Origin of the sequence: Pseudomonas sp. URMO17WK12:I12, from assembly GCF_000514395.1 — a bacterium.
Taxonomy (GTDB): Bacteria; Pseudomonadota; Gammaproteobacteria; order Pseudomonadales; family Pseudomonadaceae; genus Aquipseudomonas; species Aquipseudomonas mucoides.
On the sequence record NZ_AZVV01000007.1, the window covers coordinates 1 to 16,528 of the forward strand.

General features: G+C 57.7%; 23 protein-coding genes. 6 read left to right on the forward strand and 17 right to left on the reverse strand.

Annotated features, from left to right (window positions below; translation table 11 throughout):
• Nucleotides 1–184 precede the first annotated feature (184 nt).
• Nucleotides 185–562, forward strand: a complete 378-nt coding sequence (locus tag D882_RS1000000132975) for a hypothetical protein (RefSeq protein ID WP_027922974.1) — start codon at nucleotides 185–187, stop codon at nucleotides 560–562.
• A gap of 845 nt (nucleotides 563–1,407) precedes the next feature.
• Here the strand turns inward: D882_RS1000000132975 and D882_RS1000000132875 are convergent.
• Nucleotides 1,408–1,554 carry a hypothetical protein gene (locus tag D882_RS1000000132875; protein ID WP_172825944.1) on the reverse strand — a complete coding sequence of 49 codons (147 nt, stop codon included), beginning with the start codon at nucleotides 1,552–1,554 and terminating at the stop codon, nucleotides 1,408–1,410.
• Nucleotides 1,555–1,666: 112 nt separating this feature from the next.
• Nucleotides 1,667–2,503 (reverse strand): NAD(P)H-binding protein, encoded by an 837-nt coding sequence (locus D882_RS0109295; protein ID WP_027922975.1) that lies wholly within the window; start codon nucleotides 2,501–2,503, stop codon nucleotides 1,667–1,669.
• A 150-nt stretch (nucleotides 2,504–2,653) separates the two neighbouring features.
• Here D882_RS0109295 and D882_RS0109300 point away from each other — a divergent pair, with 150 nt between their 5' ends.
• On the forward strand, nucleotides 2,654–3,376 hold the full coding sequence (locus D882_RS0109300) for a TetR/AcrR family transcriptional regulator (protein ID WP_050590163.1): 723 nt from the start codon (nucleotides 2,654–2,656) through the stop codon (nucleotides 3,374–3,376).
• A 5-nt stretch (nucleotides 3,377–3,381) separates the two neighbouring features.
• Here the strand turns inward: D882_RS0109300 and D882_RS0109305 are convergent, their stop codons facing one another.
• The 8 genes from D882_RS0109305 to D882_RS0109345 form a co-directional block, all read right to left on the reverse strand.
• Nucleotides 3,382–3,666, reverse strand: a complete 285-nt coding sequence (locus tag D882_RS0109305; protein ID WP_027922977.1) for a hypothetical protein — start codon at nucleotides 3,664–3,666, stop codon at nucleotides 3,382–3,384.
• A gap of 303 nt (nucleotides 3,667–3,969) precedes the next feature.
• Nucleotides 3,970–4,200 (reverse strand): hypothetical protein, encoded by a 231-nt coding sequence (locus D882_RS0109310; RefSeq protein WP_007946177.1) that lies wholly within the window; start codon nucleotides 4,198–4,200, stop codon nucleotides 3,970–3,972.
• A 133-nt stretch (nucleotides 4,201–4,333) separates the two neighbouring features.
• The gene (locus tag D882_RS0109320; RefSeq protein ID WP_027922978.1) at nucleotides 4,334–4,555 is read right to left on the reverse strand and encodes a hypothetical protein; all 222 of its coding nucleotides are present in this window, start codon (nucleotides 4,553–4,555) and stop codon (nucleotides 4,334–4,336) included.
• Nucleotides 4,556–4,627: 72 nt separating this feature from the next.
• Nucleotides 4,628–5,668, reverse strand: coding sequence for a DNA topoisomerase IB (locus D882_RS0109325; protein WP_027922979.1), 1,041 nt, complete (start codon nucleotides 5,666–5,668; stop codon nucleotides 4,628–4,630).
• 77 nt (nucleotides 5,669–5,745) lie between these two features.
• The gene (modC, locus tag D882_RS0109330) at nucleotides 5,746–6,825 is read right to left on the reverse strand and encodes a molybdenum ABC transporter ATP-binding protein (protein ID WP_027922980.1); all 1,080 of its coding nucleotides are present in this window, start codon (nucleotides 6,823–6,825) and stop codon (nucleotides 5,746–5,748) included.
• A 3-nt stretch (nucleotides 6,826–6,828) separates the two neighbouring features.
• A complete protein-coding gene (gene modB / locus D882_RS0109335) occupies nucleotides 6,829–7,509 on the reverse strand; it encodes a molybdate ABC transporter permease subunit (RefSeq protein ID WP_027922981.1) in 681 nt (226 codons plus the stop codon).
• Nucleotides 7,510–8,277 (reverse strand): molybdate ABC transporter substrate-binding protein, encoded by a 768-nt coding sequence (gene modA, locus D882_RS0109340; protein ID WP_027922982.1) that lies wholly within the window; start codon nucleotides 8,275–8,277, stop codon nucleotides 7,510–7,512. It lies immediately after the preceding gene.
• Between the two features lie 210 nt (nucleotides 8,278–8,487).
• Nucleotides 8,488–9,552, reverse strand: a complete 1,065-nt coding sequence (locus D882_RS0109345; protein ID WP_027922983.1) for a nitronate monooxygenase family protein — start codon at nucleotides 9,550–9,552, stop codon at nucleotides 8,488–8,490.
• Between the two features lie 182 nt (nucleotides 9,553–9,734).
• Here D882_RS0109345 and D882_RS0109350 point away from each other — a divergent pair, with 182 nt between their 5' ends.
• On the forward strand, nucleotides 9,735–10,718 hold the full coding sequence (locus D882_RS0109350) for an MDR family oxidoreductase (protein WP_027922984.1): 984 nt from the start codon (nucleotides 9,735–9,737) through the stop codon (nucleotides 10,716–10,718).
• Here the strand turns inward: D882_RS0109350 and ada are convergent, their stop codons facing one another.
• The 5 genes from ada to D882_RS0109375 form a co-directional block, all read right to left on the reverse strand.
• A complete protein-coding gene (gene ada / locus D882_RS0109355) occupies nucleotides 10,719–11,783 on the reverse strand; it encodes a bifunctional DNA-binding transcriptional regulator/O6-methylguanine-DNA methyltransferase Ada (RefSeq protein ID WP_027922985.1) in 1,065 nt (354 codons plus the stop codon).
• A gap of 87 nt (nucleotides 11,784–11,870) precedes the next feature.
• Nucleotides 11,871–12,536, reverse strand: a complete 666-nt coding sequence (gene alkB, locus D882_RS0109360; RefSeq protein WP_027922986.1) for a DNA oxidative demethylase AlkB — start codon at nucleotides 12,534–12,536, stop codon at nucleotides 11,871–11,873.
• A 3-nt stretch (nucleotides 12,537–12,539) separates the two neighbouring features.
• On the reverse strand, nucleotides 12,540–13,208 hold the full coding sequence (locus D882_RS0109365; protein ID WP_027922987.1) for a 2OG-Fe(II) oxygenase: 669 nt from the start codon (nucleotides 13,206–13,208) through the stop codon (nucleotides 12,540–12,542).
• Nucleotides 13,209–13,334: 126 nt separating this feature from the next.
• A complete protein-coding gene (locus D882_RS1000000132655) occupies nucleotides 13,335–13,511 on the reverse strand; it encodes a hypothetical protein (RefSeq protein ID WP_155953714.1) in 177 nt (58 codons plus the stop codon).
• Between the two features lie 29 nt (nucleotides 13,512–13,540).
• Nucleotides 13,541–13,843, reverse strand: a complete 303-nt coding sequence (locus D882_RS0109375) for a DUF1883 domain-containing protein (RefSeq protein ID WP_027922988.1) — start codon at nucleotides 13,841–13,843, stop codon at nucleotides 13,541–13,543.
• A 213-nt stretch (nucleotides 13,844–14,056) separates the two neighbouring features.
• Between D882_RS0109375 and D882_RS0109385 the strand changes: the two genes are divergently transcribed.
• Together D882_RS0109385 and D882_RS0109390 are read left to right on the forward strand one after the other, a co-directional pair.
• Nucleotides 14,057–14,413 carry a hypothetical protein gene (locus D882_RS0109385; RefSeq protein ID WP_027922989.1) on the forward strand — a complete coding sequence of 119 codons (357 nt, stop codon included), beginning with the start codon at nucleotides 14,057–14,059 and terminating at the stop codon, nucleotides 14,411–14,413.
• Nucleotides 14,414–14,485: 72 nt separating this feature from the next.
• On the forward strand, nucleotides 14,486–14,716 hold the full coding sequence (locus tag D882_RS0109390; protein ID WP_027922990.1) for a hypothetical protein: 231 nt from the start codon (nucleotides 14,486–14,488) through the stop codon (nucleotides 14,714–14,716).
• Between the two features lie 8 nt (nucleotides 14,717–14,724).
• On the opposite strand, the gene D882_RS0109395 is transcribed toward D882_RS0109390, so the two are convergent.
• The gene (locus D882_RS0109395) at nucleotides 14,725–15,006 is read right to left on the reverse strand and encodes a hypothetical protein (RefSeq protein ID WP_027922991.1); all 282 of its coding nucleotides are present in this window, start codon (nucleotides 15,004–15,006) and stop codon (nucleotides 14,725–14,727) included.
• Between the two features lie 140 nt (nucleotides 15,007–15,146).
• Entirely contained in the window at nucleotides 15,147–15,338 is a 192-nt protein-coding gene (locus D882_RS0109400; RefSeq protein ID WP_027922992.1) for a hypothetical protein, read from the reverse strand.
• A gap of 294 nt (nucleotides 15,339–15,632) precedes the next feature.
• Here D882_RS0109400 and galU point away from each other — a divergent pair, with 294 nt between their 5' ends.
• Nucleotides 15,633–16,472 (forward strand): UTP--glucose-1-phosphate uridylyltransferase GalU, encoded by an 840-nt coding sequence (gene galU / locus D882_RS0109405; RefSeq protein WP_010460715.1) that lies wholly within the window; start codon nucleotides 15,633–15,635, stop codon nucleotides 16,470–16,472.
• Nucleotides 16,473–16,528: the final 56 nt, after the last annotated feature.

A 16,528-nucleotide genomic window follows, 5' to 3' on the forward strand; every position in this document is an offset into this window, starting at 1 on the left:
TCGACCCAAAGCTGACGGAGGGAAAAAACCGTAGAGTCCTCCAGATCGTGAATGTTCGTTTGGTGATGGATTGCGAAAAATCGCCCTGCCTATGGCCAACAAGTCTTAGAGAAAAACTGCGTTACAGATTGGCTGATGATTAGAATGGGATCAAATTCACCGTGATGTCAGCAAAGGATGCTTTATGCCCCTTTTAACGTGGGATCCTTTTGATTTAATCGCCGTACTCGGCGTCTTCCCCTCCCTGGATGAGTTCGAAACATCACACTGTTACGTTATCGAGCAAGGTACTGTCAGACTGAAATTGACAATTTGGCAATATGATTCTGATGTGGAAATTCAGGTGAGTGAGGCTTCACTACCAAACCCCATTATCAAATACACAATGCTTGGATGCCCCGGTATCCGCGTTGTTGATGACAAGCGCGGTAAATTCTTGGAGTTTGCAGCTTCGAATACTTTCACTGGGCGATACGACGGGTATTCGGTAATTCCCTACGGTTTAAGGTTGTGGGTCGAACCTCAAATTTTGCTGGAGCCGTTCACTTACGCGTCTGCTTAGAGAGAATGGCGGACGGTCATGATTATGCGCTTTTGGCTGTTCTCCGTCGGTTGTGACCGGCTGCTATTGGCCGTTTTCTGCCCGCCGCGAGGGTCAGAAAGCGGCCAGGAGCCGCAGTCAGGATTGATCTCGGCTGGGTTGGTGACGGTGTTACCGTCACGAGCAAAAATAGGGGCCAGTCAGGCGCCGCCCTCCGTGACCGGATGCGACAGCTTGTTGATTTTTCTCAAAGTTAGAGGTTCCCGATATCGTTTAATATCTGAAACGAGCCAGAGAGCGGTGGCTGTGATGCTAGAAGTAGACACCTGTACGGTGACGTGTCCAAATTGCGGCGCTGATCTTCAGCCTGCCCTGCATCGGTTCGCCTCGTTTAAAGACTTACTCAGATTGAAGTGTTTCGAGTGCGGACTGGATGTCACAGGCGACGAAATTCTTCAACTTTATGACTCCCTCGAGTATCAGCTCAGGCAATTCAGACCAAGGGAATAGGCGCATCATGTAATGCTGCTACCTGCTTCAATCCCCGTCTTAGTGAACTCATCTAGCTGTCGCGACCATTTTTCAGTGATGACAATTTCAGGTCGTGATACATAGCTGCCACTGGCGAAAGGCAGCTTCTGGCCGATTGCTGCCCTTGCGTACTCACTCTGGCGTAACGACCTCAACCCCCCAGCGTTCACAAAATAGTACATTAGTCAGTACATTTGATTCTAAGGTTGTCGGTTGACTCCAATGAATGCGGTGATTTTAAGAATAAATAAGGTTCCGGCTTCGGGCACCATCTAAAATCAAGGGTTTGCGGGCGAAAGCTGATGCAAGCCCTTGTTTGTTTCCGGCTCTTGATTTCAGAATTGCTCCGCAATTACGTTTGAAAACTGCTGCGCTTCTAGCGCCCGATCAGCAACCTTGGCGTTATGGACAAGTCGGCTCAGCGCTGCGGCGATGATGATCGCCAGCAGCGGCCAGTAGATGAAAATCACTTTCAAAAACATGGCGTCACCTCGAACGTTACTGAGCCAAGCCGAATCGGCGTCCCATCATAGTGTCCACAACATGACAGGATGAGTATTGATCTCATTCGGGATGTTTGCCGTATTTATTTGTTCAGCGTTCACTCGCCCAAACTCCCGTATCCGCAGTGCGCCGCACATAATCGCTAAAGTCCCGCGCGGGACGGCCCAGTGCACGCTGGACGCCATCGGCAAGGGGCGTGTTGCGCCCGTCGAGCACCGTTGTGAAGAGGTACAGCACCAGGTTGGTCAACTCGGCTGGAAGGTGCGCCTGTTCCAGCGCCTCTCTATAGGCATCCGGCGGTACGGCGACGAAGCCGATATCGCGGCCGGTCCCTCGAGCAATCTCATCGACCGCCTCGGCAAACGTCAGCGCCCGTGGCCCTGTGAGTTCATAAAGCTGATCTGAGTGGCCGGGTTGCGTCAGCGCCAGGACGGCAATCTCGGCGATGTCTTCCACGTCGACAAAGGGCTCGGCGATGTTGCCAACGGGAAGGGCTACTTCTCCTTGAACAATCGGCTCCAGAAAATGTGCCTCACTGAAGTTCTGGAAGAACCAGCTGCAGCGAAGGATCGTCCAGTCGACGCCGCTGTTTTGTATGACGCGTTCGGCTTGTTCCGCTTCGGCCTCTCCGCGTCCGGACAGCAGCACCAGTTTGCGGACGCCGCTTTTGACCGCCAGGTCGGTAAACGCCTGAATCGTTTCGACGGCACCCGGAACGGCGAGGTCTGGTTGATAGGAAATGTATACGGCGTCGATGCCATCAAGCGTGGCCTCCCAAGTGCCGCGATCTTCCCAGTCGAAAGGTGGATTGGCGCCACGAGAGCCCAGCCGCACGGGCAATCCCGCATGTTGTAGCCGTTGAGTAATCCTGCTCCCTGTTTTACCGGTCGCACCGAGAATGAGGATGCGGTCTTGAGAGGTCTTCATCGCGTTCATCTCCATCGGGTTAATGTGAGTAACACTCACGTTAAAAAGATGATAAACGCTCACGTTCTGCCGTCAATAAACGAAAGAGCGGAACCGACGTACGGCCATCCCCCCCTTGGGTGGGTTGATAGGCGGTGCTAAGGTGAGTGCATGTCACGTTATCGACCGGGATTCCCACCAGTGCCGAAGAAAACTATCACCGAGCGCGAACAGGCGGTTTCAGAGCCGAGCCGACGCAACCCCACGCAACAACGCAGTCGCGAGCGGCAGGAGCGCATTCTGGCGGTGGCAACAAAACTGATCGCAACCAAGGGCAGCGACTCATTAAAGATGAGTGAAATTGCCGAACGCTCGGAGATTTCGATTGGTTCGCTTTATCAGTATTTTCCGGACAAGAGCTCGGTGATCCGCACGCTGGCCGAACGCTTTAACGCAGAGAGTCGCCGTTGCATAGAAACGGCATTGGTAGCGGTCCAGGATGCGCAAGGGCTGCGTGAGGCCTATTCGGACTTGCTTGAGCAGTATTACAACATCGCTCAGGCGGAGCCTGTAATGCGTGATATCTGGTCGGGGATGCAAGCCGACAAGCAACTGCTGGCGCTGGAACTGGAAGAGAGTCGAGTGGCGGGCAGGTTGCTGGCGGATGCGATGCTTCGTGTGTTTCCAGGCAGTGATACCCAGCAAGTTTGCGATACGGCTTTTTTGATCTGGCAACTGGGCGAGGCGACCATGCGTTTGGCCATCACCTGCGCGCCTGAAGAGGGGCGGCGACTGTTCGAAGCATTCAAGCGTATGTCGCTCGCGGAAGTGATGGCGCCCGCTAGCGCGTTGATCAGCAGTGGGTCGAACGAAGTCGACCCTGCTGTCGAATGAGCCTGTTATACAAAAGGCTGGCCGCTGAAACCACGAGGCAGTCTTTGCAACCCGGCCATGGCGGTTAGCCGTTCAGTCCAGGCTGCGCGCCAGTCATTGGCGGTGTGAGTGGCTTTGGCCTTGCGTGCGGCACGGCGTGTTGCATTGCGTTGGGCCTTGCGCGCTTCCTTGTACGCGTCGGTGTTTCGGCAGCTTCTGCATTTCACGCGGTTCAGTTCCTGGGTGGACGTGAGGTTGCTGCCGTTGTGACCGCAGGCCAGATGCCCGCTGACTTTGTAGTGGGTGACCATGGAACGTCTCCTTCGTGACGTGTGATTGTTTGACCCCGCGCAAACGCCAGCGTTCGATGGCTGCCTGACAGGCAAAAAAAAGGTCTGCATGCGGGCAGACCAAGGTGATTCTTCAAAGGAGTGACTCACTGTAGGGCGCGTGTTGTAAATGCGGCGTGAAAGAAATGTCGCAAAAAAAAGCCCAGCGCCAGGCCGGGTTTGCGGGTGTAGCGGCAAACACTCAGACAGGCACAATCGCGGTGACGATAAGGTCGCCGTTCATGCGTCCTGAAACAGGCTCTGTTCTCGCGTCGCGTGCCCGACTCATCTGAACCGTGGCAGGGGCGGATCGACAGGCTTTAGCGACGACAGCGTGTTTCGAATCAGGGGAGTGTCTTTTTCGATGTCGTTTAGCCGATCACGAATTCTGAGGGCTGTTGGGTGCCCCCCTTGATGATCGACCCAATCGGCAATTTCCTTGCACGCGGCGGCAAGCCGAGCCTGCCGGGAGTCAAGCAGGGTGAGGAGGGTGGTGATGGACTCTTTTTCGGACATGGAAAACACCTCCGTTGAAGAAACCTGGCAAATGGCAGCAAAAAGCCCGCCAGGTGCGAGCTTTCAGCCGTTGGGGTCGCCGATCCTTCAGCTGTTTTTCAGTATAGACCCGGAATAGACAGGTACCTGTTCATCATCCTTGCCGGGCCATCACTTGCGATGTGGCATTCAGCCGTTGGCATTCCCGCCTGGCATCGGCTTCAGCGTCAAAGCCGTCACCGATGAAACCATGAGTGCGAGTGTCGGCGATGCGGTACCAGACGGCGGCGTCGGGTGGCGGGTGACCGGATTCACCGGCTCGGCGACCATGAATGATGATCTTGTTGCAACGCTTCACAACGAAAATGTCTTCCATGGCGTCACCGCAGCTGATTCTGGTTCAGATCAACTATAGAAGTTCTTTCTGGTCGTGCAAAAAATAGACAGGTCAGTTCGTCGCTTCAGCGCTGGCGATCATGCGCTCAAGGAACATGGCCAGCCCGACTTCCTCTGGCCTGAGCCCTTTACGCATCCTTGGCCGAGGCAACTCTGCCAGAGCGCCGAGCATAAAAGCGTCGAGCACCGCTGGGTGGATGTAGCATTTGCGGCACACCGCGGGCGTGTTGCCTAACTGCCTGGCGACGCCCTTGACCATCTCTACCACCTGGCGTTTGGCGTCGGACTCCGGCTCCCACTGCAATTCGCGCAACACCGACAATGCCAGGACACTGCCTGCCCACGTGCGGTAATCCTTGGCCGTGAAATCGGCGCCGGTGAGGGTTTGCAGGTACGCGTTGACGTCGGCGGAACTGACGGTGTGTCGCTCACCGTTCTCATCCAGATACTGAAACAGGTTTTGTCCGGGGATTTCCTGGCAACGCTTGATGATCCGGGCCAGGCGTCGGTCTCTCACGGTGATCTGGTGCTCGACGCCACTCTTGCCGCGGAACTGAAAGCGGATAGCGCTGCCGTTGACTTCAACGTGACGGCTGCGCAACGTCGTCAGGCCGTAGGAACGATTGTCCCGGGCGTACTGCGTATTGCCGACCCGGATCAGCGTTGCATCGAGCAAGGTGATGACGGTGGCCATGACCTTGTCTCGGCTGAAGCCTGGCGCGGCCAGTAGCGTTTCAAGCTGTTTGCGCAGTTTCGGCAGTGCCAGGCCGAAGTCGCGCAGGCGCGAGTATTTGTCGGCATCGCGCACTTCGCGCCAGCGTGCGTGGTAGCGGTATTGCTTGCGACCACGAGCGTCGCGGCCGGTGGCTTGCAGATGGCCGCGCGGGTCGGCGCAAATCCACACATCCATATAGGCCGGCGGTACGGCGAGCGCGTTGAGGCGTTTGATTTCGTCCGTATCGGTAATGCGCTGGCCCGCCGGATCGAAGTAAACAAACTTTCCACGCAGCAGCTTTCGGCTGATTCCGGGCTGCGTGTCATCGACATAGTGCAGGTCGGGTGGCAGAACATCTGGCAGCGCGGTATCGGACATGGCGAGTCAACCTCGACAACAAATCAGGGGTCAGTACAGCCATTGACCGCGCTCATTTGTCGTTGGTGCCAAAAGACTTAGGCCAGCACTGCCACCGCTTTGATTTGTGCCCAGAGGTGCTGGCCAGGATGCACGCCCAACTGATCCCGGGAGTAGCGGGTGATACGAGACAGTAATGGCGTGCCGGCGGCATTCAGGCGTATCAGCACATGGGCAGCGTTGTCGGCGCTGATTTCACCGATCACGGTTACCGGCAGGCGATTGAGGATGCTGCTTTGCTCGACGCTTCGCAGGCTCAGGCTGACATCGCGCGCCTGAACCTTGCAACGCAGTGTCTGACCCAAGGGCATGGGCGCATGGGCGACGCGAATGCCCAGTTCGGTCTCGGGCAACTGCAAGGTCAGCAACTGATAGTGGGCGTCATACGCGCTGACATGCCCCTCGATCACCACGCCCGCATCGTCGCCCAGCGCCAGTGGCAGGTCGAGACGGGCGAGGGTTTCGCCGATGGGGCCGCTGGCCAGCGCCTTGCCTTCGCTCAGCAAGACAATGTGATCGGCCAAACGCGCGACCTCATCCTGCGAGTGACTGACATACAGCACCGGGATGTCCAGCTCATCGTGCAGGCGTTGCAGGTAAGGCAGGATTTCGTTTTTGCGTTGACTGTCCAGCGCCGCCAGCGGCTCGTCCATCAGCAGCAGTTTCGGGCTGGTGAGCAGCGCGCGCGCAATGCCGACCCGCTGCCGCTCGCCGCCGGAAAGGTGCTGCGGGTGACGTTCCAGCAGATGCCCGATCCCCAGCAATTCCGTGGCATGGCCCATGTCGACCCGGCGCTGCTGTTTCGGGATGCGCTTGAGGCCGAATTGCAGGTTCGCCAGCACTGACAGGTGCGGGAACAGACTGGCTTCCTGGAAGACATACCCCAGCGCACGTTTATGCGGCGGTACGAAAATCTTCTTTTCGCTGTCCTGCCAGACTTCATCGTTGACCTGGATAAAACCCTGTGGGGCTTGTTCCAGTCCGGCGATGCAGCGCAGGCAGGTGGTCTTTCCCGAGCCTGAGTGTCCATAAAGCGCGGTCACGCCACGACCGGGCAATTGAAGGTCCACGTCCAGGGCGAACCCCGAATAGCTCAATTGCAGACGCATATCGATCATCGATCAGCTCCAGATCGCTTTGGTTTTGCGGCTGGAGTAGAGCGCCAGCAACACCGCAAAGGAGAACACCAGCATCGCCCCGGCCAGCCAATGGGCCTGGGCGTATTCCATGGCTTCGACGTGATCGTAGATCTGCACCGACACCACGCGCGTCTTGTCCGGGATGTTGCCGCCGATCATCAAGACCACACCGAACTCACCGACGGTGTGGGCGAAGCCGAGAATCGCCGCTGTGATAAAACCCGGCCGTGCGAGCGGCAGGATCACGCTGAAGAAGGTGTCCCACGGATTGGCGCGTAAGGTCGCGGCCACTTCCAAGGGGCGAGTGCCAATGGCGGAAAAGGCGTTTTGCAGCGGTTGAACCACGAATGGCATCGAGTACAGCACCGAGCCGACGACCAACCCCGCAAAGCTGAAGGTCAGGGTGCCAAACCCCAGCGATTGGGTGAACTGACCGACAAAACCGTGAGGCCCCAGCGCCAGCAACAGATAAAAGCCAATCACCGTGGGCGGGAGGACCAAGGGCAGGGCGACGATCGCCCCGACCGGGCCGCGCAACCAGGAATGGGTGCGTGACAGCCATAACGCAATTGGAGTGCCGATGACCAACAGGATCGCGGTCGTCAGGGACGCCAGTTTGAGGGTTAGCCAGATGGCAGCGAAGTCGGCACTCGTCAGCGTCATTTAGAGTTGGTAACCATAGGATTTGATGACAGCAGCGGCTTTCGGACCCTTCAGGTATTCAACCAGTGCCTTGGCGGCCGGGTTGTCCTGGCCTTTGTTGAGGATCACCGCGTCTTGTTTGATCGGGTCATGCATGTCAGCTGGAACGATCCACGCCGAACCGCCGGTGACTTTGCCGTCTTTGTAGATCTGCGACAAGGCTACGAAGCCCAGTTCTGCGTTGCCGGTGGAGACGAATTGGTAAGCCTGGGTGATGTTCTGGCCTTCTACGATCTTATCCTTGACCTTGTCGGTCAGGCCCAGCTTGGCCAGTACCTGAGTCGCGGCCAGACCGTACGGTGCAGCTTTCGGGTTGGCAATGGACAAGTGCCGGTACTCGTTCTTCTTCAGTACTTCGCCCTTGGCGTCGACGTAACCTTCTTTGGCCGACCACAGCGCCAGGGTGCCGATGGCGTAGGTGAAGCGCGAACCCTTGACCGTGTCGCCTTCGGATTCAAGTTTTTGCGGGGTGGTGTCGTCGGCCGAGAGGAACACTTCGAACGGCGCGCCATTCTTGATCTGGGTGTAGAACTGGCCGGTGGCACCATACGCCGCGATCAGTTTGTGCCCGGTGTCTTTCTCAAAATCGGCAGCGATGACCTGGAGAGGGGCTGTGAAGTTGGCGGCGACAGCGACCTGGACTTCGTCCGCGTGCGCGGAGCCGAAAGCGAAGAGGGCGATCAGGCTGGCGAGGCAAGAAGGGGCAAAACGTGAGGCACCCATGGTCATGAAACGGCTCCGTTATAGGCAAATGCAGCAAGGAGGTGAAACGCTATATAGCCGAATATATAGCGAAATGCCTTCAAACGGAATGTGTTGGTTTATGAGTGGGGAATCGGTATTAGCCGCGCTCAACCCTGTAGCCGCTGGCGAAGCCTGCGTCCGGTTGCGCCGCCGGACGCAGCCTCGCGGGCTCGGCAGCGGCTACCGGGGATCGCTTTATCGACGGAGCAGTTTGGCCAATGCTTCATCCGCCAGGCGACGGGTCAATTCGGCTGTGGTCATTTCAGCGCTCAACCGGAACGCTTGCCCGGCCCAGAGGTTGCTGAAATCCGCTTCATCCTTGGCTCGCAACGGCATCAGCGCACCGCCGGCGAGTGGGAATTTCGGCGCTTTATCGCTGATCGGCCCGATTTCACGCATCACCCGATTGAGAATGCCGCGTGCCGGGCGGCCGGTAAAAATGTTGGTGACAGCGGTCTCGCTTTCTTTGGCCGTGCGCAATGCCTTGTAGTGAGACGCGCTGACCTTGGCTTCTGGCGTGAACAAATAAGCCGTGCCCACCTGCACCGCTGAAGCGCCCAACATAAAGGCGGCCGCAACGCCGCGCGCATCACTGATCCCGCCGGCGGCAATCACCGGCACTTTTACCGCATCGACAATCTGTGGCACCAAGGCAAACGTCCCGACCTGGCTACTCAGATCATCACTGAGAAACATCCCGCGATGACCACCGGCCTCGTAACCCATGGCGATGATGGCGTCACAGCCGTGCCTTTCGAGCCAGACAGCTTCTTCAACCGTGGTCGCCGAGGAGAGAATTTTTGCACCGGTGGCTTTCACCCGGTCCAGCAGGGACTTTTCCGGCAGGCCGAAATGAAAACTGACCACTTCAGGGCGAAACGCTTCGACGACCTCGCAGGCGGCCACATCGAACGGCGCGCGGTTTGAAACCGGTGTCGGCGCATCGAAATCGACGCCCAGTTCCCGGTAGTAAGGTTCCAGCACGTTCTTCCAGTCCCGGGCGCGTTGCTCGTCAGGGGCCGGAGGTTGATGGCAGAAATAGTTGATGTTGAACGGGCGCTGGCTGTGTTGGCGAATCGTCTTCAGCTCTTCGCGCAATTGCTCGATGGTCAGCAATGCAGCCGGCATCGAGCCCAGGCCACCGGCGTTACTCGCGGCGATGACCATGGCCGATCCGTTGGCGCCGGCCATGGGGGCCTGGATGATCGGCAGCTCAATCCCGAGCAGGTCAAGAATGCGGGTGTCTGGCCATTGGCTCATTTCAATCTCCGACGTCAAAACAGGGCAGGACGGTTGAACCGGTTTTTTACCAGCTATCGAGGGTGAAGGGCCAGTCTACTTTTGGCTGGCCAGCGGTTTGGCTTAAAGTCTTGTACGGCGAAATGTTTCTTTATGGTATTTCAAGGGCTCCACATCCTGATTGATTCCATTGAGAGGTAACGATGTTCAAGGGCATTTTGATCGACAAAGACGACAGCGGTTACCGGGCCACACTGCAAGAGATCAATGACGATCAACTGCCCGAAGGGAACGTAACGGTCCGCGTGGCGTACAGCACGCTGAACTTCAAGGATGGCTTGGCAATCACCGGCAGCAGCCCGGTGGTGCGAAAATTCCCGATGGTGCCGGGGATCGATCTGGCAGGCACTGTCGAAACCAGCGATCACCCGGACTACAAGGCCGGAGATCAAGTGGTCCTCAATGGCTGGGGCGTGGGCGAAGGGCATTGGGGTGGATTGGCGCAGAAGGCACGCCTGAACGGTGACTGGCTGATCCCGCTGCCAAAGGAATTTACAGCGGCCCAAGCCATGGCCATCGGTACTGCCGGTTACACGGCCATGCTGAGCATCCTGGCGCTGGAACATAACGGTGTGACGCCCGATCAAGGTGAAGTGCTGGTCACCGGTGCCAACGGCGGTGTCGGCAGTTTCGCGATCGCGCTGCTGAGCAAGCTGGGTTATCGCGTCGTCGCTTCCACCGGTCGAACTTCCGAACACGATTACCTGAAGCAGCTGGGCGCCAGTGAAATCATCGACCGTGCCACATTGTCCGCCCCCGGCAAACCGTTGGCCAAGGAGCGTTGGGCGGGGGTGATTGACTCGGTCGGCAGCCACACGTTGGCCAACGCCTGCGCCAGCACCAAGGCCAACGGCACGGTAGCAGCGTGTGGTCTGGCGCAAGGCATGGACTTCCCGGCCTCGGTCGCCCCGTTCATTCTGCGTGGCGTGACCTTGGCCGGGATCAACAGCGTGACCCAGCCCAAGGCCAGGCGCGTACTGGCCTGGAATCGACTGGCCAAGGATCTGGACTTCGCGCTGCTGCCGCTGATCAGCCATGAAATCGCTTTGAGCGAAGCCATCGATGCCGCGCCGCGCCTGCTCGCCGGGCAATTGCGCGGGCGGGTGGTGGTCGATGTGAATCGCTGATCAGCGCGTCTCGCGTTCCAGCAACAGACGCTTGCGCTCAACGCCCCAGCGATAGCCTGACAGGTTGCCGTCGCTGCGCACCACGCGGTGGCAAGGGATCGCCACCGCCAGACTGTTCGCGCCGCACGCCTGGGCCACGGCGCGCACAGCCTTGGGCGACCCGATGCGTTGGGCAATCTCGGCATAGCTCGCGGTGCGGCCAGCGGGAATTTCGCGCAAGGCTTGCCAGACACGCTCCTGGAACGCCGTGCCGCGCACGTCCAGCGGCAAATCCAGGCCAAGGGCCGGCGCTTCGATAAACCCTACGACCTGGGCGATCAGTTGCTCGAACTCATGATCGGCGCCGATCAGGTTGGCACGCCGAAATTTGTCCTGCAGATCGCAGACCAGTTGATGCGGATCATCCCCCAGCAGAATCGCGCAAACCCCGCGTTCACTTTGCGCCACCAGAATGGCCCCCAGGGAACACTGGCCAACGGCAAAGTGGATGTCGTTGTTTTGCCCGGCAGCGCGGTAGTCGCCCGGCTTCATGCCGAGCAAGTTATCCGCCGCTTCATAGAAACGACTGTTGGAATTGAAACCAGCGTCATATAAGGCATCGGTGACCGAGCCACCACCCGCCAGACGATCACGCACCTTGCGCGAGCGATGAGCCGTGGCGTAACCCTTGGGTGTCAGCCCGGTGACGGCTTTGAACACTCGGTGGAAATGGAAGCTGCTGAGGCCCGCTGCGTCCGCCAGTTCATTGAGCGGCGGCAGATTTTCGGCGGATTCGATGTGCCGACAGGCCGCTGCCACGGTGGCCGCGTGTTGGGCGGCAACATCGCTTTGGTCTTTTGCTGCGCGTTTGCTGGGACGGTATCCCGCCGCCTGGGCTTGCTCCGGCGTGTCGAAAAACTCGACGTTCTGCGGATTCGGCAAGCGCGCCAGGCTGCTCGGGCGGCAATAAATGCCGGTGGTTTTGACCGCGTAGACAAACTGCCCGTCTGCGGCTGGATCGCGCGCTACAACGGCGGCCCAGCGAGGATCGATTTCGGTAGCTGTTTTAGTCGAATGAGTTGTCATGTCTGTAGTTCCATTGACCCGTTTCATTCAGATTAATCAGGCGAGAGGGGCGTGGCACTCCGGGTCTTGCGGTCAAATTCGAGTCTTTCAACCGGCCTTACGAAACGTGAAGTTGATCCGTTGTTCGCCCAGCTTCGGATGATGCCCGTCCTTGATCGGCAATACGCCGTGATAGCGCAAACGGTCGACGCCACCCCAGACCACAATATCGCCATGCAACAGGGGCACACGCTGGCTTTTATCGCTGCGCTCAAAACCGCCGAACAGGAACGTTGCGGGCAGCCCTAGCGATACCGAAACGATCGGCGCTGCGTAGGAACCTTCGTCTTTATCCTGGTGCAAAGACATCTTCGCGCCGGGGACATAGCGGTTGATCAGGCAGGAATCGGGAACAAAATCCGTAAATCCGGCTTCACGTGCCGCCGCTTGTGCCAGTTCAAAAAACACCTCAGGCATTTTCGGCCAGGGTTGCCCGGTCTGCGGGTCATTGCGCGTGTAGGTGTAGCCGCTTCGGTCGGTGGTCCAGCCCAGGGCACCGCAACTGCTCAAGGCTACGGACATGGTGAAGCCGCCGGGGGTGACCATCTGCCGAAACGGCGCGACGGTCAAAACCCCCTCTAGCGCTGTCAGCAACGATTCCAGCCAGGGCAGGGCAAAGCCGCGCAAGACGCAGGCTTGTTCACCGATCTGCTCGCGCCGTAGCGGTTGTTCGGGTTCGGTGTCGGCAAACAAATCCAGGGTGAAAGGGTTCATGGTTCATAACGCATCGTGAAAGATGATTCCAAGGGTATGCCGTTTTCCGCTGTGCAGGCGACTCACGCCGTGGCGCATGTTCACTCGGTAGTAGCCGCGAACACCTTTGACCGGGCGCTGGCTGACGGCAAAGATCAAGGCATCGCCTTTCTTCAGGTCCATGACCAGAGGACGTGACTGCATGCGCGGGCGCTGTTCGGTCAGCACGAATTCGCCGCCGGTGAAATCTTCGTCGGGTTCTGACAGAAGAATCGCCACTTGCAGCGGAAAGACGTGTTCGCCGTACAGGTCCTGGTGCAGGCAGTTGTAGTCCTGCGGGCCATATTGCAGCAACAAGGGGGTCGGGCGTTCCTGACCGGCGGCATGGCAGCGCTGCAAAAAGTCTGCATGCGTCGCGGGAAAACGCGTCGGCAGGCCCATGCATTCGTGCCAGCGATTGGCAATCGGCACCAGGCTCGGGTAGAGCGCGTTGCGCAGGCGCGCGACGGGATCCGGCAGAGGGTATTTGAAGTATTTGTACTCGCCACGGCCAAAGCCGTGACGAGCCATGATCACCTGTGAACGAAAAAGCCCGGGCTGCGCGTAAAATGCGCTGATCTCGTCGCAGGATTCGGCACTCAGGAGTGATCTGATAATGGCGCAGCCATCCTGATCGAGTTGTTGCTCCAGCATGTTCTGACTCCTTAACCCAAGGTTGAGGTGGCCAGTCTAGGCAGCAGGGGCGGGGCGAACACTCCGGCGCTTGCGGTCAAACTTCAGGCGCGGAAGCAGACATCCCTGTGGCCGCTCCGGGGGCTGTTACAGTGCTTTGCTGACGCTGATCTCGCTGATGACATCGTCGCTCTGGCCATGAATGGCGTCGAGCGCGGCCTTGGCTTCTTCAGCGGTGCCGTTTTCAAGCTGGGCAAACTCGAAGCGGCGCTCACCGTTGAGTTTGTATTTGATGACGTACTTGGTCGTTTGAGCCACGGTCATACCTGCCTTGTTTCGTGTGCGGACGTTGCTCAGCTCAGTTTTGTGCTGGAGCGACGGATGATCTTGATCGAATGAGACAGGGTCGGCTTGCGGGTCACGCTGATCGGCCGGCGGTTGACCGTGTCGATGGTGATGTTCCAGAAGCCGGTGCTCGGCGCGGTAATCCGGGCCGGGAAAGTATCGAATGCGCCGCCGTGGTAGGTGTGACGACCACCATTCTTGAAGCTGCGAAAGTTGGCGTCGTTCATCAAGCGGATGTTGCACATTTGGGAGCACTGGATGACGACGATGTCGTCTTCATTGAGGTGCTCGCGCTGGTGGATAAATTTCATGAGGCGCCTCCAGAAGGGCTTTTTCTACAAAATCAAAACGATAGCATGGGCGATTGGCGCAGTTTATCAGCCCGCACAGGTTATTATCGGGTCGTCATGGTTCGCTTTGGCAATTAAAAACAGTTATTCGGCATTCTGTGGGCGATAAAAGCGGTGCGCCTCGGAGAAAATCAGCAATTGTGCTGTCCGAGGGTCTTTATCGGAGGTTTTTGTATGAAGTGGGGTGTGTTAGTCCTGCCGTTGGCGTTGGTCGTAAGTGGCTGCGCCAGCGTGACTGAGATCAACGAGACGCTGCCGACCATGAACGTGATCTCAGGAAAAAAGCCCCATGAGTATGCACAGTGCCTGGTTGAGCAACTGGCCGATAGCCGTGGTGCTTTGCAGGTTGAGCCACACAAAGACGGGGTGCGCGTGATCGTTCCGGCGAAGTTCTCGTCGGACCCGGCCGCCGTCTTTGATATTGAAGAGCGTTCCGGTGGCAGCAGCATCAAGCTGCATGAGCGCATGTCCAATGTGCCGGTACGCCCCAAGGATGTGCAGAAAGCCGCCAACGCCTGCATTTCCGGCTGATACACTAGCGACAATCTACATCGATGCCGTCAAGGCTGTGCTTTGACGGCATTGTCATTTCTGGAGTCAGGCATGAAGCGAGAGCAGGTTCGGGAGCGGCATGCAGAGGGTCACATCTCTGCCACCCATGTGATTCAGAACCCGGCGAATCCAGGGGAGTGGATCGTGTTTTTCAAGAAAAGCGCCGGGCGCAGTTATTTTCTGGTGGACGATAACGACGAAGTCGAATCGTTCAGCCGTCTCGACGACCTGATCGAGACCGTGCGCGGTCTCGGGATTAAGTTTGCTGAAATTCACATGTAGCGTCGGACTTACTTGCAGACCACCAAGACACTGCGGTTCTTGAAATTGCCTACATCGACGCCAAGGGTCTTGTCGCTTTCCTTGGTTGACGGCGTGCCGTCGGTCCCGACGATTCGATAGCCGGTGCCAGCGCAGGATGCATCGGCTTTTTCGTAGCAGGTGGCCCACGAGTTGGCTTCGCCGGAGCAGTCGATGGCCAGCCCCTGTTCGCCGTTTTTCAGGTAAGCCGTTTCCGAGGTGGCGCAGCCGCTCAGGGCCAATACTGCAATCAGAGGCAAAAATTTAGTCATGTCGTTGTCGTCGTCAGGATGATGGGGCTAAGCCTGTGACAGCGCTGGCATCAAAAGGTTATAGCGAAGGGCCACTTCCCTTGCGTGTAATCACAAAAAAGCCCTGCGCGAAGCAGGGCCTGGTCAGAAACCGGTTCAGATCAAGTCTTGTCTTTGCCGCGACGTTTGGCGGGTGCTGGGTGTTCAAGCTGCAATACGGATGCCACTTCAATCGCCCGTGCTTCGGTAGGGAACGGCCCGGTGATCGTCTCGGTATCGCCGAAGTTCTTTATCCACCATTCGCCGTCTTTCTGTTTGATCAGGAACCCGTTGACGCTTTTTGCTTCCGACATCTATCTGCCTCGTTGGCTTGTTCAATTGCGCCATGATAACGCCAAATGCACCCAGAGAGTGCTGATGGGCGTATGGTGGTGCGATTGCATGTCTGGTGTGATCGCCAGTGCAGGTTCCGGGTTATCTGCTATCTATTAGAAGCTGTCGAAGGATCTGTGCAGCGATATGCGGAACTATCCGCGAGAATATTTCTCTATGTTGGCATCGGTTAGCCAGTGCGGGGCATTGTAAGGTGCACGCCGCCTGATTAGACTGCGCCGAAACTCGTACACACAGCCCTTTCAAGGACTTATATGATCAAGAAATGCTTGTTCCCAGCAGCCGGTTACGGTACTCGCTTCCTGCCAGCGACTAAAGCCATGCCCAAAGAAATGCTGCCGGTGGTAAACAAGCCACTGATCCAGTACGGCGTCGAAGAAGCTCTGGATGCCGGTTTGACCGAAATCTCCATCGTTACCGGTCGCGGCAAGCGCGCCCTGGAAGACCACTTCGACATCAGCTACGAGCTGGAAAACCAGATCAAGGGCACCGACAAAGAGAAATACCTGGTCGGTATCCGCAAGCTGCTCGACAATTGCTCGTTCTCCTATACCCGTCAGACCGAAATGAAAGGCCTGGGTCACGCGATCCTGACCGGTCGCCCGCTGATCGGTGACGAACCGTTCGCCGTGGTGCTGGCGGATGACTTGTGTGTAAACCTTGAAGGTGACGGCGTTCTGACCCAGATGGTCAAGCTGTACAAGCAGTTCCGCTGCTCGATCGTCGCCATTCAGGAAGTCGACCCACAAGAAACTCACAAGTACGGCGTGATCGCCGGTGAGATGATTCGCGATGATATCTACCGCGTTCACAGCATGGTCGAGAAACCAAAGCCGGAAGATGCACCGTCCAACCTGGCGATCATCGGTCGCTACATCCTGACCCCGGATATCTTCGACCTGATCGAACAAACCGAGCCAGGCAAGGGTGGTGAAATCCAGATCACCGACGCCCTGATGAAGCAAGCCCAGAACGGCTGCGTGATGGCCTACAAGTTCAAAGGCAAGCGTTTCGACTGTGGTGGCGCTGAAGGCTACATCGATGCGACCAACTTCTGCTTCGAGAACTTCTACAAGACTGGCAAGGCTTACTGATAGCTGTTGACTCGCTTGTATTGAAAAGCCACCTTCGGGTGGCTTTTTTATTTTCT

Coding starts and splice junctions, on each gene's coding strand:
- alkB (WP_027922986.1), bottom strand. CDS start 12,536: ATGAACCCTTTCACCCTGGATTTGTTTGCCGACACCGAACCCGAACAA.
- D882_RS0109385 (WP_027922989.1), top strand. CDS start 14,057: ATGAAGTGGGGTGTGTTAGTCCTGCCGTTGGCGTTGGTCGTAAGTGGC.
- modB (WP_027922981.1), bottom strand. CDS start 7,509: ATGACGCTGACGAGTGCCGACTTCGCTGCCATCTGGCTAACCCTCAAA.
- D882_RS0109390 (WP_027922990.1), top strand. CDS start 14,486: ATGAAGCGAGAGCAGGTTCGGGAGCGGCATGCAGAGGGTCACATCTCT.
- D882_RS1000000132655 (WP_155953714.1), bottom strand. CDS start 13,511: ATGACCGTGGCTCAAACGACCAAGTACGTCATCAAATACAAACTCAAC.
- D882_RS0109400 (WP_027922992.1), bottom strand. CDS start 15,338: ATGTCGGAAGCAAAAAGCGTCAACGGGTTCCTGATCAAACAGAAAGAC.
- D882_RS0109295 (WP_027922975.1), bottom strand. CDS start 2,503: ATGAAGACCTCTCAAGACCGCATCCTCATTCTCGGTGCGACCGGTAAA.
- D882_RS0109325 (WP_027922979.1), bottom strand. CDS start 5,668: ATGTCCGATACCGCGCTGCCAGATGTTCTGCCACCCGACCTGCACTAT.
- ada (WP_027922985.1), bottom strand. CDS start 11,783: ATGACAACTCATTCGACTAAAACAGCTACCGAAATCGATCCTCGCTGG.
- D882_RS0109350 (WP_027922984.1), top strand. CDS start 9,735: ATGTTCAAGGGCATTTTGATCGACAAAGACGACAGCGGTTACCGGGCC.
- D882_RS0109320 (WP_027922978.1), bottom strand. CDS start 4,555: ATGGAAGACATTTTCGTTGTGAAGCGTTGCAACAAGATCATCATTCAT.
- D882_RS0109310 (WP_007946177.1), bottom strand. CDS start 4,200: ATGTCCGAAAAAGAGTCCATCACCACCCTCCTCACCCTGCTTGACTCC.
- galU (WP_010460715.1), top strand. CDS start 15,633: ATGATCAAGAAATGCTTGTTCCCAGCAGCCGGTTACGGTACTCGCTTC.
- D882_RS1000000132975 (WP_027922974.1), top strand. CDS start 185: ATGCCCCTTTTAACGTGGGATCCTTTTGATTTAATCGCCGTACTCGGC.
- D882_RS0109365 (WP_027922987.1), bottom strand. CDS start 13,208: ATGCTGGAGCAACAACTCGATCAGGATGGCTGCGCCATTATCAGATCA.
- modC (WP_027922980.1), bottom strand. CDS start 6,825: ATGATCGATATGCGTCTGCAATTGAGCTATTCGGGGTTCGCCCTGGAC.
- D882_RS0109345 (WP_027922983.1), bottom strand. CDS start 9,552: ATGAGCCAATGGCCAGACACCCGCATTCTTGACCTGCTCGGGATTGAG.
- D882_RS0109300 (WP_050590163.1), top strand. CDS start 2,654: ATGTCACGTTATCGACCGGGATTCCCACCAGTGCCGAAGAAAACTATC.
- D882_RS0109375 (WP_027922988.1), bottom strand. CDS start 13,843: ATGAAATTTATCCACCAGCGCGAGCACCTCAATGAAGACGACATCGTC.
- modA (WP_027922982.1), bottom strand. CDS start 8,277: ATGACCATGGGTGCCTCACGTTTTGCCCCTTCTTGCCTCGCCAGCCTG.
- D882_RS0109395 (WP_027922991.1), bottom strand. CDS start 15,006: ATGACTAAATTTTTGCCTCTGATTGCAGTATTGGCCCTGAGCGGCTGC.
- D882_RS0109305 (WP_027922977.1), bottom strand. CDS start 3,666: ATGGTCACCCACTACAAAGTCAGCGGGCATCTGGCCTGCGGTCACAAC.
- D882_RS1000000132875 (WP_172825944.1), bottom strand. CDS start 1,554: ATGTTTTTGAAAGTGATTTTCATCTACTGGCCGCTGCTGGCGATCATC.